We start from the raw sequence: 13,594 nt of genomic DNA on the forward strand, positions 1-13,594 counted from the left end.
TCGAGGTCATGCGCGCCCAGCTGGGGCGGCCGATGCGCGGTGTCGTCGGCATCGCCGCGCGGTGCGTGTGCGGCAATCCCACCGTCGTCGCCACCGAGCCGCGCCTTCCGGACGGCACACCGTTCCCCACGTTCTACTACCTGACGCACCCGGGCGCGACGGCGGCCATGTCGGCGCTCGAGGCGACCCAGGTCATGCCGGAGCTGGCCGCCATGCTCGAGACCGACCCCGACGTCGCCGCCGCCTACGCGGCCGCCCACGCCGCATATCTCGCCGACCGCGCCGTCTACGGCGAGGTCCCCGAGATCGCGGGCATCTCGGCGGGCGGGATGCCGACACGCGTGAAGTGCCTGCACGCCCTGGCGGGTCATGCGCTGGCCGCGGGGCCGGGCGTCAACCCGATCGGCGACCTCGCCCTCGCCCGCGGTGACTGGTCGCCCACGCGGTGCACGTGCGTCGTGCCGCGGAGCGCCCCGTGACGCGCGGCGCACATCGGGCGCTGGGCGTGGCCGCGGCGTTCGCACTCGTCGTGCTGATCGACGGGTCCGCCGCCGGTGCGGCGACCCCGGCCACGGCCGCCGCCGTGGTCGGGACCCCGGCGGCCGCCTCGGTGTCGACACCGGCCGTCACCGACCCGGCACGCGCCGCGGAGTACTGGCTGGACGAGTACGGCATCCGCTCCGCCTGGCAGACCACCCGCGGCAAGGGCACGACGATCGCCGTGATCGACACCGGGATCGGGCGGTCGCCCGTCGAGTTCTCCGGCGCCGTGGTCGGCGGCGCGGACTTCTCAGGAGCGGGTTCCTCGGACGGTCGCACCCCCGTCGGTGCCGTCGATGCGAACCACGGCAGCTGGGTGGCCTCGCTCGCCGCGGCGCGGGGGACCGGCGCCGACACCGGCATGATCGGCGTGGCTCCCGAGGCGGACCTGCTGTCCCTGTCGATCGGGTTCGGTGCGGCATCCTCCGTGCCGTTCGTCCAGCAGGTGGCCGACGCGATGGTGTGGGCCGTCGACCACGGGGCCGACATCATCAACCTGTCGTTCACGACGAACACGCTCACCTGGGACACCTCCTGGGACGACGCCTTCCAGTACGCCTTCGACCACGACGTCGTCGTCGTGGTCGCGGCGGGGAACAAGGGCAGCGGCACGGAGGAGGTCGGTGCCCCCGCCACCATCCCCGGAGTGCTGACCGTCGGCGGCGTCAACCGCGCCGGCGTCGCGAGCGAGCGCGCCTCGACCCAGGGGATCACGATCGGCATCTCGGCGCCGAGCGAACAGCTTCTCGGCGTCTCCGCCGACGGGCAGCTGGTCGTCTGGGACGGCACGAGCGGCGCGGCGCCCATCGTGGCGGGGATCGCCGCGCTCGTCCGCTCGGCGCACCCCGAGCTGAACGCCGACAACGTCATCAACCGCATCATCAAGACCGCACGCCCCGCGGCCGGGTCGACCAAGGTCCCCGACGAGAAATACGGCTACGGACTCATCGACGCCAACGCGGCCGTCGGTGCGGCGGTCGCCGAGGTCGACGCCAACCCCATGGGGAGCCTCGCGGAGTGGGTGCGGCTCTACCGCCGCGCCGACGCCGGGCCCCAGCCCACCCCCACCTCGACGCCGGTCGTCATCGAACAGCTCCCGCAGGCGGAGACGCTCGAACGTCGCTCGCCGCTGCTGCCCAGCGCCGACACCCTGCGCTACGGGACGGTACCGCTCGTCGGGGTCACCCTGACGGCTATACTGGTCGCGCTCGGTGTCACTGCTGCTGCCCGGCGCATCAGATCGGAGCGCGCACCTCGTACTCCGAGCCGTTGATTCAAGGAGTACTTCCCCTGTGACCCACGCAGAGACCAGCACGGCCGCCACGTCCTCACACGGGGCCGTTCCCAAGATCCTCATCGTCGGCGGCGGCTACGCCGGCTTCTACACCGCCTGGAAGCTCGAGAAGCACCTGCGCAAGGGCGAGGCGGAGGTCACGGTCGTCGACCCGCTGCCGTACATGACGTACCAGCCCTTCCTCCCCGAGGTGGCCGCCGGTGAGATCGAGGCCCGTCACGTCATCGTGGGGCTGCGCCGTCACCTGAAGAAGACGCGCATCGTCACCGCGAAGGTCACCGGCATCGACCACGCCACCCGCACGGCGACCATCACGCCCGCCGAGGGCGAGCCGTGGCAGGAGAGCTACGACCAGATCGTCGTGACCGCGGGTGCCGTCTCGCGCACCTTCCCGATCCCCGGCATCGCCGAGAACGCGATCGGCCTGAAGACGATCGAGGAGGCCGTCGCCGTCCGCGACCGCATCCTCACCAACTTCGACCGCGCCGCGAACCTGCCCGCGGGCCCCGAGCGCGACCGTCTGCTGACCGTCGTCGTCGTCGGCGGCGGCTTCGCCGGCATCGAGGTGTTCGCCGAGACCCGTGCGCTGGCGTCCTCGCTGCTCAAGGACTACCCGCAGCTGCGCTTCGAGGACACCCACTTCCACCTCATCGAGGCGATGGGTCGCATCATGCCCGAGGTGTCGCTCAAGACGAGCGAGTGGGTGCTCAAGGACCTCGCCAAGCGCGGTGCGAACGTCCACCTCGACACGCAGGTGACCGGCGCCGTCGACGGCAACGTCGAGCTCTCCACAGGTGAGACCATCCCGACCGACCTGATCATCTGGACGGCCGGCGTCATGGCGAACCCCACGGTGGTGCGCGGCAGCGACCTGCCGGTGGAGGAGCGCGGCCGCATCCGCACGCGCGCCGACCTGCGCGTGGGCACCCCGGAAGAGATCGTCGAGGGCGCGTGGGCCGCCGGAGACGTGTCGGCCGTCCCCGACCTGACCGGCAAGGGCGTCGGCGGCTACTGCGTGCCGAACGCCCAGCACGCCGTGCGTCAGGCGAAGCTGCTCGCGAAGAACCTCGTCGCCGTCCTGCGCGACGAGGTGCCGCGCGAGTACATCCACCACAACCTGGGCGCCGTCGCCGGCCTCGGCCTCTACAACGGCGTGTTCCAGTCGGGCAACCTCGCCCTCAAGGGCTTCATCGCCTGGTGCGCCCACCGCGGCTACCACGGTCTCGCGATGCCGTCGTGGGAGCGCAAGTGGCGTGTGATCGGCGACTGGTGGCACAACTTCTGGCTGCGTCGCGACAACGTCTCGCTGCAGACCGTCCAGAACCCGCGCTACGTCTTCGAGGAGTTCGCCTCCCGGCCGCGCCCGGCCGCACCGGCCGCCGCTCCCGCCGCACCCGCGATCGACCCCAAGTCGGTCGCCGCGGAGAAGAGCGCCGCCGCGGAGCCCAAGGTCGAGGAGAAGGCTTCCGCCGCCAGCTGAGGCATCCGTTTCGCACGCACCGGACCCCCACCCGCCCCGCGGTGTGGGGGTCCGCTGCGTGCGGCGTCGCTACGCTGGGAGCGGGCCCCCGTAGCCCAACGGCAGAGGCAGGCGACTTAAAATCGCTTCAGTGTGGGTTCGAGTCCCACCGGGGGTACGGGACGGAGACGATCAGCCGGCGACGCCGCGCGGGTCGGCCACGAAACGGCCGATGAGCTCGTACGCCGCGCGTGCCTCGCGGGTCCAGTGCGCCCCCGGATAGACGTGGAAGCCGTCGCCGGCCACGACGATGCGCGCGGGCGATCCCGCAGACCGCGCCTTCGCGACGAACGCGACGGCATCGTCGTGGAATACGTCGTTGGCGCCCTGTAAGACGATCGTCGGAGCCAGCCCTGCAAGGGTGTCGTCGATCGGGCTGATCGAGGGATCCCGGAGGTCGCGCGTGCCGGCCCACGCCCCGGCCGCAGCGCGCAGACCGGTGCAGCGCAGAGTGGGGTCGCGCCGTTCCCGCTGCCAGGCTCCGGCCGTGCGCATGGTCGGGTCGACCCACGGCGCCAGCAGGATCAGTCCGTCGAGCGGATGCCGATGGGTGTCGCGGACGCGCAGAGCCAACGTCGTCGCGACGTTGCCCCCGGCGGAGTCGCCCGCCACGAAGATCTCCCTGGTGGTGGGGCGGTGCGCCACCTCGTCGTAGACCGCGTCGATGAACGCCTCCGCCTCGTCGACGGTGTGCTCCGGCGTGAGCGGATACGGAGCGATCGTGAGGGCGGCGCGCGTGGCCGTCATGATGCGCTGGACGATCCACCAGTGCTCGCGGACCATCGGGCTCACGAACCCGCCGCCGGGCAGGTAGATCAGTTCGCGTCCGACGACGTGATCGTGCGGCTGCCAGCGCAGCACCGTCGAACCCGCGACCGTGCTCTCCGTCAGAAGCCCGAACGCGCCGGCATCCCGCGGCGGCGGGGCGAAGGTGCGCTGCGGATCGACCCGGGACAGATACTCTGCACCGGAGAGGTCACGACGCGTCCGCCCGGACGTGAGCCACAGCGCGCCGACGGTGAGCTTCATGAGCAGGGTCACGCGTCGAGACTAACGTCCGGGTTCCGCTGTCGATGACACCGCGTGTCATCTAGGCTGGTGCCCTCACGCGCGAAGGAGCCCCGATCAGATGAGCCTCGACCTCCTGAGCCTGCGCCTGCAGTCCGACGATGCGCGGCGCGATCCGTCGGCCTCCTGGGCGGCACGCTCCGCGGCGATCGCGGAGCTGTCCGGGCCCGTGGCGACGATCGACCTCGACGCGTTGCGCTTCAACGCGATGGACCTCGTCGTGCGCTCCGGAGGCGTTCCCATCCGCGTGGCGAGCAAGTCGATCCGCGTGCGCGAGGTGCTCGATGCGACGCTCGCGATCGCGGGCTTCCGCGGCATCCTCGCGTTCACCCTGCCGGAAGCGCTCTGGCTCGCCCGCGACCACGACGACGTGGTGCTCGGGTACCCGACCGTCGACCGGGCCGCGCTGGCCGCGCTCGTGCACGACGAGGAGGCGGCCGCCCGCATCACGCTGATGGTCGACGACCTCGCGCAACTCGACGTGGTGGATGCCGTGGCCTCGCCCGCCTCCCGCGCGACGCTCCGCGTCGCGATCGACGCGGACGCCTCCTGGCGGTCTCCGGTGCTCGGACACATCGGTGTGCGACGCTCGCCCGTGCACGAGCCCGCCGAGGTCGCCCGTCTCGCACGCGCGATCACGCGCCGACCCGGCTTCCGCCTCGTCGGGCTGATGATGTACGAGGCCCAGATCGCCGGACAGCCCGACGCGACCGGCTCGGGCGACGCCGTCATCAGATGGATGCAGGGCAGATCGCGCAGCGAGCTCGTCGAGCGTCGCGGGGCCATCGTCGCCGCACTGCGGGAGATCGCACCGCTCGAGTTCGTCAACGGCGGCGGCACGGGCTCGCTCGAGTCGACCTCGGCCGACCTCGCGGTCACCGAGACGACGGCCGGCAGCGGCCTGCTCGCCGGGCACCTCTTCGACGGATACCGCGCGTTCGACCCGGCGCCCGCGGCGGCGTTCGCCCTCGAGGTGGTCCGAAAGCCCACCGCGGACATCGCCGTGGTGCTCGGCGGCGGGTGGATCGCGTCGGGACCGCCCGTGGCCTCGCGTCAGCCCCTCCCGGTGTGGCCGCCGGGCCTCAAGACCCTCGCGCGCGAGGGCGCCGGAGAGGTGCAGACCCCGTTGCAGGGCGATGCTGCCCGCGGCCTGGCGGTGGGGGATCGCGTGTGGTTCCGACACGCCAAGAGCGGCGAGCTCGCCGAGCGCGTCGACCGCTACCACTTCACCCTCGGCGATCGCCTCGTGGGCGAAGCGCCGACGTACCGCGGCGAAGGGAAGAGCTTCCTGTGACACGACCGGGCGGCACATGGCAGAACTGGGCGCGCACCGAACGGGTCCGTCCGCAGCTGGTCGAGTACCCGACGACCGTGGAGGCCGTCCGACGCTCGGTGCGCTCGGCCGCCGCCCGCGGACGAGCCGTGAAGGCGGTGGGCGCGGGACACAGCTTCACCGGCATCGCCGTCGCGCCGGGAACCCTGCTGGAGCTCACGGAGCTCTCGGGCCTGGTCTCCGTCGACCGCGACCGGGGGAGGGCCCGGCTCCTCGCCGGCACACGGCTGCACCGGATCCCCGCCCTTCTCGCGCCCTACGGACTCGCGATGGCCAACCTGGGCGACATCGACCGGCAGTCCATCGCGGGAGCCGTCTCGACCGGCACCCACGGGACGGGTCTGGGCTTCGGCGGGCTCGCGACCCAGGTGGTGGCCGCGACGCTCGTCACCGCCGACGGCGAGCTGCTCACCGTCGACGAGGACCACGAGCCCGAGCTGCTGCCCGCCGTCGCCCTCGGTCTGGGTGCCCTCGGCATCCTCGTCGACGTCACACTGCAGTGCGTGCCCGCCTTCGGCCTGCACGCCGAGGAGCGCCCCGAGGACCTCGACGCGGTGCTCGGCGCGCTGGATGCGCGGATGCGCGACGCCGACCATTTCGAGTTCTACTGGTTCCCGCACACCGACGTCGCCCTCACCAAGACGAACACCCGGCTCGCCGCCGATGCGCCCACCGCGCCGCTGTCGATCGTGTCGCGGGTGATCGACGACGTGGTCGTCGGCAACGGCGTGCACCAGCTGGCCTGCTCCGTCGGTCGGACGGTCCCGGCCCTCGTCCCCGGCATCAATCGGCTGTCGGCACGGGTGTGGGGAGACCGCGAGTTCTCCGACGCCTCGCACCGCGTGTTCGCGACGAGCCGCGGGGTGCGCTTCCGCGAGATGGAGTACGCGGTGCCGATCGAGCACCTGGGCTCGGCCGTCCGCGCCGTACGCGCGCTCGTCGACGCGCGCGGGTGGCGTGTGGAGTTCCCGATCGAGGTGCGGGTCGCCGCCGGCGACGACCGCTGGCTGTCGACGGCCCACGGCCGCGACAGCGGGTACATCGCGGTGCATCGGTACTGGCGGGCCGATCATCGCGCCTACTTCGAGGCGGTCGAGCAGATCATGCTCGATCACGACGGACGTCCGCACTGGGGGAAGCTCCACACCCTGGATGCGGCGACCCTACGGAGCCGCTACCCCCGCTTCGACGACTTCGTCGCCCTGCGCGAGCGACTCGATCCCGGGCGCATGTTCCGCAACCCCTACCTGGACCGGATCCTCGGCGCCTGATCGCGTCGGCCGCGCGCGCGGCGCGGGTGCGCGAGGTGGGGAACGCCTGGGAGTGGGGGTCGGGGCCGACGCGGGACGCCGCGACGCCGATAGGATGAGCCTCAGTCGATGGGAGTCGTATGGAATGGCTGATCCCGGTCCTGATCGTCGTCGCTCTGGTGGTGATCGCCGGAATCTATCTGTGGGCGACGTACAACTCGCTGGTGGCGCTCGGCGTGCGCGTCGACGAGGCCTGGAGCGACATCACTGTGCAGCTCAAGCGTCGCGCCGACCTGCTCCCGAACCTCATCGAGACGGTCAAGGGCTACGCCGCGCATGAGAAGGCGGTCTTCGAGAACGTCACCCGCGCGCGCGCCGAGACCCTCACCGCGGGCTCGCCCGCGGAGGCCGGCGTCGCCGAGGGGCACATGCAGCAGGCGCTGAAGTCGCTGTTCGCCGTGGCAGAGGCCTACCCGCAGCTGCAGGCGAGCCAGAACTTCCTCCAGCTCCAGCAGTCGATCGTCGACACCGAGGACAAGATCCAGGCGTCGCGCCGGTTCTACAACGGTGGTGTGCGCGAGCTCAACACCAAGATCAAGGTGTTCCCGAACAACATGTTCGCCCGGAACCTCGGCTTCCACGAGCGGGAGTTCTTCGAGGTCGTCGACGGCGCCGCCATCGCCGAGCCGCCGCGCATCCAGTTCTGAACGCGCGCGCGGCATGTACTCCGCGATCGCACGCAACAAGCGCAACACCTGGCTGATCCTGGCCGGCTTCGTCGTCGTGCTCGGACTCATCGGTCTCGCCGCCGGCTGGCTCGCGGGCAACAACTGGTGGATCACCGCCTTCGTGCTGCTCGGCTCCGCGGGCTACGCCACGGTGCAGTATTTCGTCGCCGATCGGGAGGCGCTCGCGCTGTCGGGGGCCCAGCCGGTGACGAAGGAGCAGGCCCCCCGCTACCACCGCCTCGTCGAGAACCTCTGCATCTCCACCGGCACCCCCATGCCGGCGCTGTACGTCGTGGAGGATCCCGCCCCCAACGCGTTCGCCACCGGACGCACGCCCGATCGGGCCGCGATCACGGTCACCACCGGGCTGTTCGAGCTCATGACCGACCGTGAGCTGGAGGGCGTGCTCGGCCACGAGCTCGGCCACATCCGCAACTACGACATCCGGGTGTCGCTCGTCGTCTTCGGCCTCGTCGTCGCCGTCGGCCTCGTCGCCGACATCCTGCTGCGCATCGCCTTCTTCGGGGGCGGCCGTCGCGGCGGCAACAACCAGTCGCAGCTGGTCTTCCTGATCTTCGGCGTCGTGGCCGCCATCGTCGCGCCGCTGCTGGCCGCCCTCGTGCAGGCGGCGATCTCCCGCCAGCGCGAGTACCTGGCCGACGCGACGAGCGCGCTGACCACCCGCGACCCCGACGCGCTCGCGTCCGCGCTCGCCAAGCTCGGTGAGTACGGGCGGCCGCTCGCCAAGGCGAACACCTCGATGGCGCACCTGTGGATCAGCGACCCGCTGCGCCCCGGAGCGGTGCAGCGCATGTTCGCGACGCATCCGCCGATCCCCGATCGCATCGCCCGTCTGGAGGAGATGGGCGGACGGTTCTGAGTCTTAGACTGGCGGGATGAGCGGTTCCGACGACACACCCGGCTCCGCACCACGCGGGTCGTTCCTCGACGCCCTGCGCGAGCGGACGGTCGCCTCGGACATCGACCGCGGACTGCCGCGCGGACTGCGCGTCGCGACCGCCTACGCCTGGCGGTTCGTCGTGATCGCGGCGGCCGCCGGCATCCTCATCTGGCTCGTCATCCAGCTGAAGCTCCTCGTCATCCCGCTGCTCGTCTCCATCCTGATCACGGCGCTGCTCTGGCCCGTGTTCACGTGGATGCTGCGCCGCGGCGTGCCGCGATGGCTCGCGATCGTGATCGCCGTCATCGGCACGATCGGCGTGATCGGGGGGCTCCTGTGGCTCGCCGTCTGGCAGATCACCCGCGAGTGGGCGAGCGTGCAGGCGCGCACGACGGAGGCGATCGGCCAGTTCCGCGACTACCTGATCGACGGCCCCCTGCACCTGACCGCCCAGCAGATCGACGACCTCCTCGCGCAGGCGTGGACCTTCCTGCAGCAGCAGGCGGAGCTGCTGTGGTCGGGTGCCCTCGTCGTGGGCTCCACGGTCGGGCACGTGGTCACCGGCGCCGTGCTCGCGCTGTTCATCCTGCTGTGCACGCTGGCGGACGGCGCCGGCATCTGGCGGTGGGTCGTGCGGCTCTTCCCGCGCCGCGCGCGCAGCGAGGTCGACGGCGCGGGTCGCGCGGGATGGCGGACGGTCGTCACCTACGCCCGCACCCAGCTGCTGGTCGCGACCATCGACGCGACCGGCATCGCGCTCGGCGCCTTCCTGCTGGGCGTTCCGCTGGCGATCCCGATCGGCGTCCTCGTCTTCCTCGGCGCCTTCGTCCCCTTCGTCGGTGCGATCGTCACCGGAGCGCTGGCCGTCTTCCTCGCCCTCGTCTACAACGGACCGTGGATCGCGCTGTGGATGCTGGTGGTGGTGCTCGCCGTCCAGCAGCTGGAGGGACACGTCCTGCAGCCGCTGCTGATGGGGTCCGCCGTCAAGGTGCACCCGCTGGCCGTGGTCCTCGTCGTCACCGGGGGAGCCATGATCGCCGGCATCCCGGGCGCCCTCTTCGCGGTGCCCCTCGCCGCCTTCGTGAACGTCGTCGCCGTCTATCTGGGGCGTCGAACCGAGAACGGGGCGCTGCCACCCGACAGCGCCGACCTCATCTGGAGCACCGTTCCCCGCAGCAGGAAGAAGACCGCGTGACCCTCCCGACCCTGGCGGAACTCGAGGACGCCGCCGCCGTCCTCCGCGACGTCATCGTGAAGACCCCCTTCGACGTCTCCGAGCACCTCACGGAGGTGCTGGGTGCGCCGGTGTACCTCAAGCTCGAGAACCTCCAGCGCACCGGATCGTTCAAGATCCGCGGCGCGACCTACCGTCTGTCGCGGCTGAGCGCGGAGGAGCGTGCGCGCGGCGTCGTCGCCGCCTCGGCGGGAAACCACGCCCAGGGCGTCGCCCTGGCCGCCCAGAAGCTCGGCATCCCGGCGACGATCTTCATGCCGCTCGGCGTCCCGGTGCCCAAGCTGCTCGCCACCCGCGGATACGGCGCCGAGGTGGTGCTGGAGGGGGCGACGGTCGAGACGCCGCTGCGCCTCGCCGCAGAGTTCGCCGAGCGCACCGGCGCCGTGATGATCCACCCCTACGACCACCGCGATGTCATCGTCGGTCAGGGGACACTGGGCCTGGAGGTCTGGGATGCCGTGCCCGACCTCGACACCGTCGTGGTCGGCATCGGCGGGGGAGGCCTGGTCGCGGGCGTCGCCGCCGCGGTGAAGGCCCGCGCCGCGCTCGAGGGCCGCACGGTCCGGGTGATCGGCGTGCAGGCGGAGAACTCCGCCGCCTACCCGTCCTCTCTTGCCGCGGGGGTGCCCCTCACGGTCGACACGACCCCGACGATCGCGGACGGCATCGCCGTCGCGCGCCCCGGTGACGTGCCCTTCGAGGTGATCAGCGAGCTGGTCGACGAGGTCGTGACGGTCAGCGACGACGACATCGCGCGGGCCCTGCTGGTGCTGCTCGAACGCGCGAAGCAGGTCGTCGAGCCCGCCGGAGCCGTCGGCGTGGCCGCGATCCTGGCCGGGAAGATCGTCGCGAGCGGGCCGACCGCCGTGATCCTGTCAGGCGGCAACATCGACCCGCTGCTGCTGCAGCGTGTCGTGGCGCACGGACTCGCGGCATCCGGTCGGTACATGACGCTGCAGGTGCCGCTGCCGGATCGTCCGGGCCAGCTCGCGCGGGTGTCGGAGCTGCTGGCGATCGCCGGCGCGAACGTGATCGAGGTGCTGCACACGCGCCACGGCCAGGGGCTGCAGATCAGCGAGGTGATCCTCCAGCTCAGCGTCGAGACGCGCGGTCAGGAGCACCGCGCCCACGTCATCAGCGTGCTCGAGGAAGCGGGCTTCCGCCCCCGCGTCGCGCAGGACTGAGCTCCCCGCGAGTTTCGGTCGCCTCACGCGCCCGAAGCGCGCGTGGATGCCGTTTCGGGCGCTCGAAGCGACCGAAACGCGGGCCGCAGTCGGCTCCTGTGGACGGGGAGAGATGGGGCGGGGGATGCTGCGGCATCCTCGAGTCATGTCCGAGCTGCCGCGCGCGTTCACCGTCGCTCACGCGCGCGCCCAGGGGACTGCGGCGTCGGCACTGCGCTCGCGCGCGCAGTGGGCGCGTCCGTTCCGCGGGCTGCGCGCCGCGGTCGACGCGACGTGGGTCGACGTGACCCGGGCCCGCGTGGAGGCGGCGGGGGAGGGCGTCTTCGTGTTCGGCCCCAGCGCGCTGCGGCTGTGGGGGCTCGACCTGCCCGCGCCCTACGCCGACGACGGACTTCTGCACCTCGCGGTGCCGCGTCCGGGACGGGCTCCGCGCGGCGAAGGTGTGGTGGGGGTCAGCGTCGGCATCGATCCGGTGCTCTGCACCTGGCGGCTCGGCATCCGGGTCACGACGCCCGCACGGACGTGGGTCGATCTCGCGCGGATGCTGTCCGTTCCGGCGCTCGTCGCCGTCGCCGATCGACTGTGTCTGCCCGAGCTCGACGCGTGCACCATCCGCGAGCTGCAGGTCGCGCTCGGCCTGTCGCCGCGGGTGCGCGGCGCCGCGCACCTGCGTGCCGCGTGGCCGCTCGTGGTGCCCGGGGCGGAGTCGTACCCGGAGTCGCAGATCCGGGTCTCGCTGGAGACCGCGGGTCTGCCGCGACCGCTCGTGAACGCCGAGATCCGCGACGGCCGAGACCTGGTGGCGCGCGTCGACCTGCTCTTCGCGCCCTGGGGCGTGGTCGTGGAGTACGAAGGGGCCCATCATGCCGATGACCGGCGCCAGTGGCGCCGCGACCTCACCCGGATCGGGGAGCTGCAGCGCCTGGGCTACATCGTCGAGCGTGCGCATGCCGACGACCTGCGCGATCCGGCGCGGCTGGTCGCGCGCGTCCGCACGCACCTCGAGCGCCGCGGCTGGCGCGGCTAGCGGCCCGTGCCGACGAGTTTCGGTCGCCTCACGCGCCCGAAACGCGCGCGGATGCCGTTTCGGACGCTCGAAGCGCCCGAAACGTCGGCGTCACTGACCGTTGTAGGTCTCGACCTTGACGATCTCGACGGCGATCTCGCGGCCGTTGGGGGCCGTGTACGAGGTCTTCTCGCCCTCGGACAGGCCCAGGATGGCCGCGCCGAGGGGCGACGCCTCGCTGTAGACGTCGAGCTCCGAACCGGCCGCGATCTCGCGGCTGCCGAGCAGGAACACCTCTTCGCCGCCGGCGACGATCGCGGTGACGACGGTGCCGCCCTTGACGGTGCCGTCAGACTCCGGCGCCTCGCCGACGACGGCATCCTTCAGGAGGGCCTGGAGGGTGCGGATGCGCGCCTCCTGCTTGCCCTGCTCGTCCTTGGCGGCGTGATAGCCGCCGTTCTCCTTGAGGTCGCCCTCTTCGCGGGCGGCCTCGATGCGCTTGGCGATCTCTTCGCGACCCGTCGTCGACAGGTGCTCGAGCTCGGCGGCGAGCCGGTCGTAGGCGTCCTGGGTGAGGAAGGTCTCCGTGTTCTCGGGCACGTCGTCTCCTTGTCGATGAGCGTGGTCGTTGACCGTTGTCGGTGCGGCCGCGCGGCGCGACGGCGGCTTCGAGGAGAAGCGCCGTCGGTGCGGGCCTAAGCCAAACGCCCCGGCAGCTGCCAGGGCGCGTGTGTCGGATCAGCCTACGGGATCCAGCACGACGGGACCAAACCGGTCGTCGCCTCGGCCGTCGTCACGACGGTCTCCGAGAAGCTCCGGCTGTGCGCGTCGTCGGCGGGGTAGGAGACGACCTTCCACCCGACGATGCCGTGCTCGGTGTCCTGCGCCTCGATCACGCAGTCGACCGCGGCACCGCGCGGCAGGGTGAGCTGGAAGTCGACCGTCACGCTGTGCGCGTCGTCGAGGTGGAACGCGGTCACGTCGATGTCCACGGACTGCGCGGCCTGCGCGTAGGTGCTCCACCCGAAGTAGCCGACCACGGCGATCGCGAGCGCTCCGACGCCGATCCAGGCCCACCGGCGCCCGCGGATGCCGCGTCCGCGTCCGTAGCGGTCGTCGAGTTCCTGCTGCGTGCGCATCGCGGTCATGACACTTCCCGAGGTTCTAGGCTGGACTTCCAGGCTAAGCGCTCCGCGCGGAACAGAGGAACGATGCACGCACTGACGGTCGCACTCGCGAGCGTCGCCGCCGAGGCGACGCCCACCCCGACGATGACGGTCGATCCGGATGTCGTCACGCCGGGATTCGCGGGCTTCGTCGCCATCGCCCTGCTGTCGGTCGTCGTCATCTTCCTCATCGTCGACATGCTCCGCCGCATCCGCCGGGCGGGATACCGCTCCGAGATCGCCGAGGAGCTCGACGCCCACGAGCGCGACGCCGCGGCCGCGGCCTCCGATGCGCAGGCCCGGGCCGCCGTCGAGGCGAGCGACACCGACGACCAGGACATCGACCCGCCGTCGCGCTGACCGCGCCCGTC

Annotated in this window: 14 protein-coding genes and 1 tRNA gene; 12 read left to right on the forward strand and 3 right to left on the reverse strand. The window is 71.8% G+C overall.

The window, feature by feature from the left end:
* Positions 1-8: 8 nt before the first annotated feature.
* The 4 genes from L0965_RS15730 (at position 9) to L0965_RS15745 (ending at position 3,471) form a co-directional block, all read left to right on the forward strand.
* Positions 9-479: a DUF501 domain-containing protein gene (locus L0965_RS15730; RefSeq protein WP_101307202.1), complete on the forward strand. Its 471-nt coding sequence runs from the start codon at positions 9-11 to the stop codon at positions 477-479.
* Positions 480-499: 20 nt separating this feature from the next.
* Complete coding sequence (locus tag L0965_RS15735; RefSeq protein WP_374198343.1) at positions 500-1,813, forward strand: S8 family serine peptidase; 1,314 nt, start codon at positions 500-502, stop codon at positions 1,811-1,813.
* Positions 1,814-1,832: 19 nt separating this feature from the next.
* Positions 1,833-3,314: an NAD(P)/FAD-dependent oxidoreductase gene (locus tag L0965_RS15740; protein ID WP_101306025.1), complete on the forward strand. Its 1,482-nt coding sequence runs from the start codon at positions 1,833-1,835 to the stop codon at positions 3,312-3,314.
* Positions 3,315-3,398: 84 nt separating this feature from the next.
* Positions 3,399-3,471, forward strand: a tRNA-Leu gene (locus L0965_RS15745).
* A 14-nt stretch (positions 3,472-3,485) separates the two neighbouring features.
* Here the strand turns inward: L0965_RS15745 and L0965_RS15750 are convergent.
* The gene (locus tag L0965_RS15750) at positions 3,486-4,394 is read right to left on the reverse strand and encodes an alpha/beta hydrolase (RefSeq protein ID WP_101306026.1); all 909 of its coding nucleotides are present in this window, start codon (positions 4,392-4,394) and stop codon (positions 3,486-3,488) included.
* 88 nt (positions 4,395-4,482) lie between these two features.
* Between L0965_RS15750 and L0965_RS15755 the strand changes: the two genes are divergently transcribed.
* The 7 genes from L0965_RS15755 (at position 4,483) to L0965_RS15785 (ending at position 12,078) form a co-directional block, all read left to right on the forward strand.
* The gene (locus L0965_RS15755) at positions 4,483-5,715 is read left to right on the forward strand and encodes an alanine racemase (RefSeq protein WP_101306027.1); all 1,233 of its coding nucleotides are present in this window, start codon (positions 4,483-4,485) and stop codon (positions 5,713-5,715) included.
* Positions 5,712-7,025 (forward strand): D-arabinono-1,4-lactone oxidase, encoded by a 1,314-nt coding sequence (locus L0965_RS15760; RefSeq protein ID WP_101306028.1) that lies wholly within the window; start codon positions 5,712-5,714, stop codon positions 7,023-7,025. The genes L0965_RS15755 and L0965_RS15760 overlap by 4 nt, the downstream gene beginning before the upstream one ends.
* Positions 7,026-7,144: 119 nt before the next feature.
* Positions 7,145-7,711, forward strand: coding sequence for a LemA family protein (locus L0965_RS15765; RefSeq protein ID WP_005052555.1), 567 nt, complete (start codon positions 7,145-7,147; stop codon positions 7,709-7,711).
* Positions 7,712-7,724: 13 nt separating this feature from the next.
* Positions 7,725-8,612 (forward strand): M48 family metalloprotease, encoded by an 888-nt coding sequence (locus tag L0965_RS15770; protein WP_101306029.1) that lies wholly within the window; start codon positions 7,725-7,727, stop codon positions 8,610-8,612.
* Positions 8,613-8,628: 16 nt separating this feature from the next.
* Positions 8,629-9,828, forward strand: a complete 1,200-nt coding sequence (locus L0965_RS15775) for an AI-2E family transporter (protein ID WP_061782591.1) — start codon at positions 8,629-8,631, stop codon at positions 9,826-9,828.
* Positions 9,825-11,051, forward strand: coding sequence for a threonine ammonia-lyase (gene ilvA / locus L0965_RS15780; RefSeq protein WP_101306030.1), 1,227 nt, complete (start codon positions 9,825-9,827; stop codon positions 11,049-11,051). The genes L0965_RS15775 and ilvA overlap by 4 nt, the downstream gene beginning before the upstream one ends.
* A 145-nt stretch (positions 11,052-11,196) precedes the next feature.
* A complete protein-coding gene (locus L0965_RS15785; RefSeq protein WP_101306031.1) occupies positions 11,197-12,078 on the forward strand; it encodes a hypothetical protein in 882 nt (293 codons plus the stop codon).
* Positions 12,079-12,168: 90 nt separating this feature from the next.
* On the opposite strand, the gene greA is transcribed toward L0965_RS15785, so the two are convergent.
* Both greA and L0965_RS15795 read right to left on the reverse strand, forming a co-directional pair.
* On the reverse strand, positions 12,169-12,657 hold the full coding sequence (gene greA / locus L0965_RS15790) for a transcription elongation factor GreA (RefSeq protein ID WP_060959230.1): 489 nt from the start codon (positions 12,655-12,657) through the stop codon (positions 12,169-12,171).
* A gap of 143 nt (positions 12,658-12,800) precedes the next feature.
* Positions 12,801-13,205 (reverse strand): DUF4307 domain-containing protein, encoded by a 405-nt coding sequence (locus tag L0965_RS15795; protein ID WP_101306032.1) that lies wholly within the window; start codon positions 13,203-13,205, stop codon positions 12,801-12,803.
* 63 nt (positions 13,206-13,268) lie between these two features.
* On the opposite strand from L0965_RS15795, the gene L0965_RS15800 reads away from it, so the two are divergent.
* Positions 13,269-13,583, forward strand: coding sequence for a hypothetical protein (locus L0965_RS15800; protein WP_061782553.1), 315 nt, complete (start codon positions 13,269-13,271; stop codon positions 13,581-13,583).
* The last annotated feature ends 11 nt before the right edge of the window (positions 13,584-13,594 follow it).

It is taken from the genome of Microbacterium sp. NFH-22A-Y, from assembly GCF_021401375.1.
Taxonomy (GTDB): Bacteria; Actinomycetota; Actinomycetes; order Actinomycetales; family Microbacteriaceae; genus Microbacterium; species Microbacterium hominis.

Bases quoted from the DNA above. Each gene is read 5' to 3' on its own strand.
- L0965_RS15730 (WP_101307202.1), top strand. From the start codon at position 9: ATGCGCGCCCAGCTGGGGCGGCCGATGCGCGGTGTCGTCGGCATCGCC.
- L0965_RS15755 (WP_101306027.1), top strand. From the start codon at position 4,483: ATGAGCCTCGACCTCCTGAGCCTGCGCCTGCAGTCCGACGATGCGCGG.
- L0965_RS15765 (WP_005052555.1), top strand. From the start codon at position 7,145: ATGGAATGGCTGATCCCGGTCCTGATCGTCGTCGCTCTGGTGGTGATC.
- L0965_RS15770 (WP_101306029.1), top strand. From the start codon at position 7,725: ATGTACTCCGCGATCGCACGCAACAAGCGCAACACCTGGCTGATCCTG.
- L0965_RS15775 (WP_061782591.1), top strand. From the start codon at position 8,629: ATGAGCGGTTCCGACGACACACCCGGCTCCGCACCACGCGGGTCGTTC.
- L0965_RS15785 (WP_101306031.1), top strand. From the start codon at position 11,197: ATGTCCGAGCTGCCGCGCGCGTTCACCGTCGCTCACGCGCGCGCCCAG.
- L0965_RS15795 (WP_101306032.1), bottom strand. From the start codon at position 13,205: ATGACCGCGATGCGCACGCAGCAGGAACTCGACGACCGCTACGGACGC.
- L0965_RS15800 (WP_061782553.1), top strand. From the start codon at position 13,269: ATGCACGCACTGACGGTCGCACTCGCGAGCGTCGCCGCCGAGGCGACG.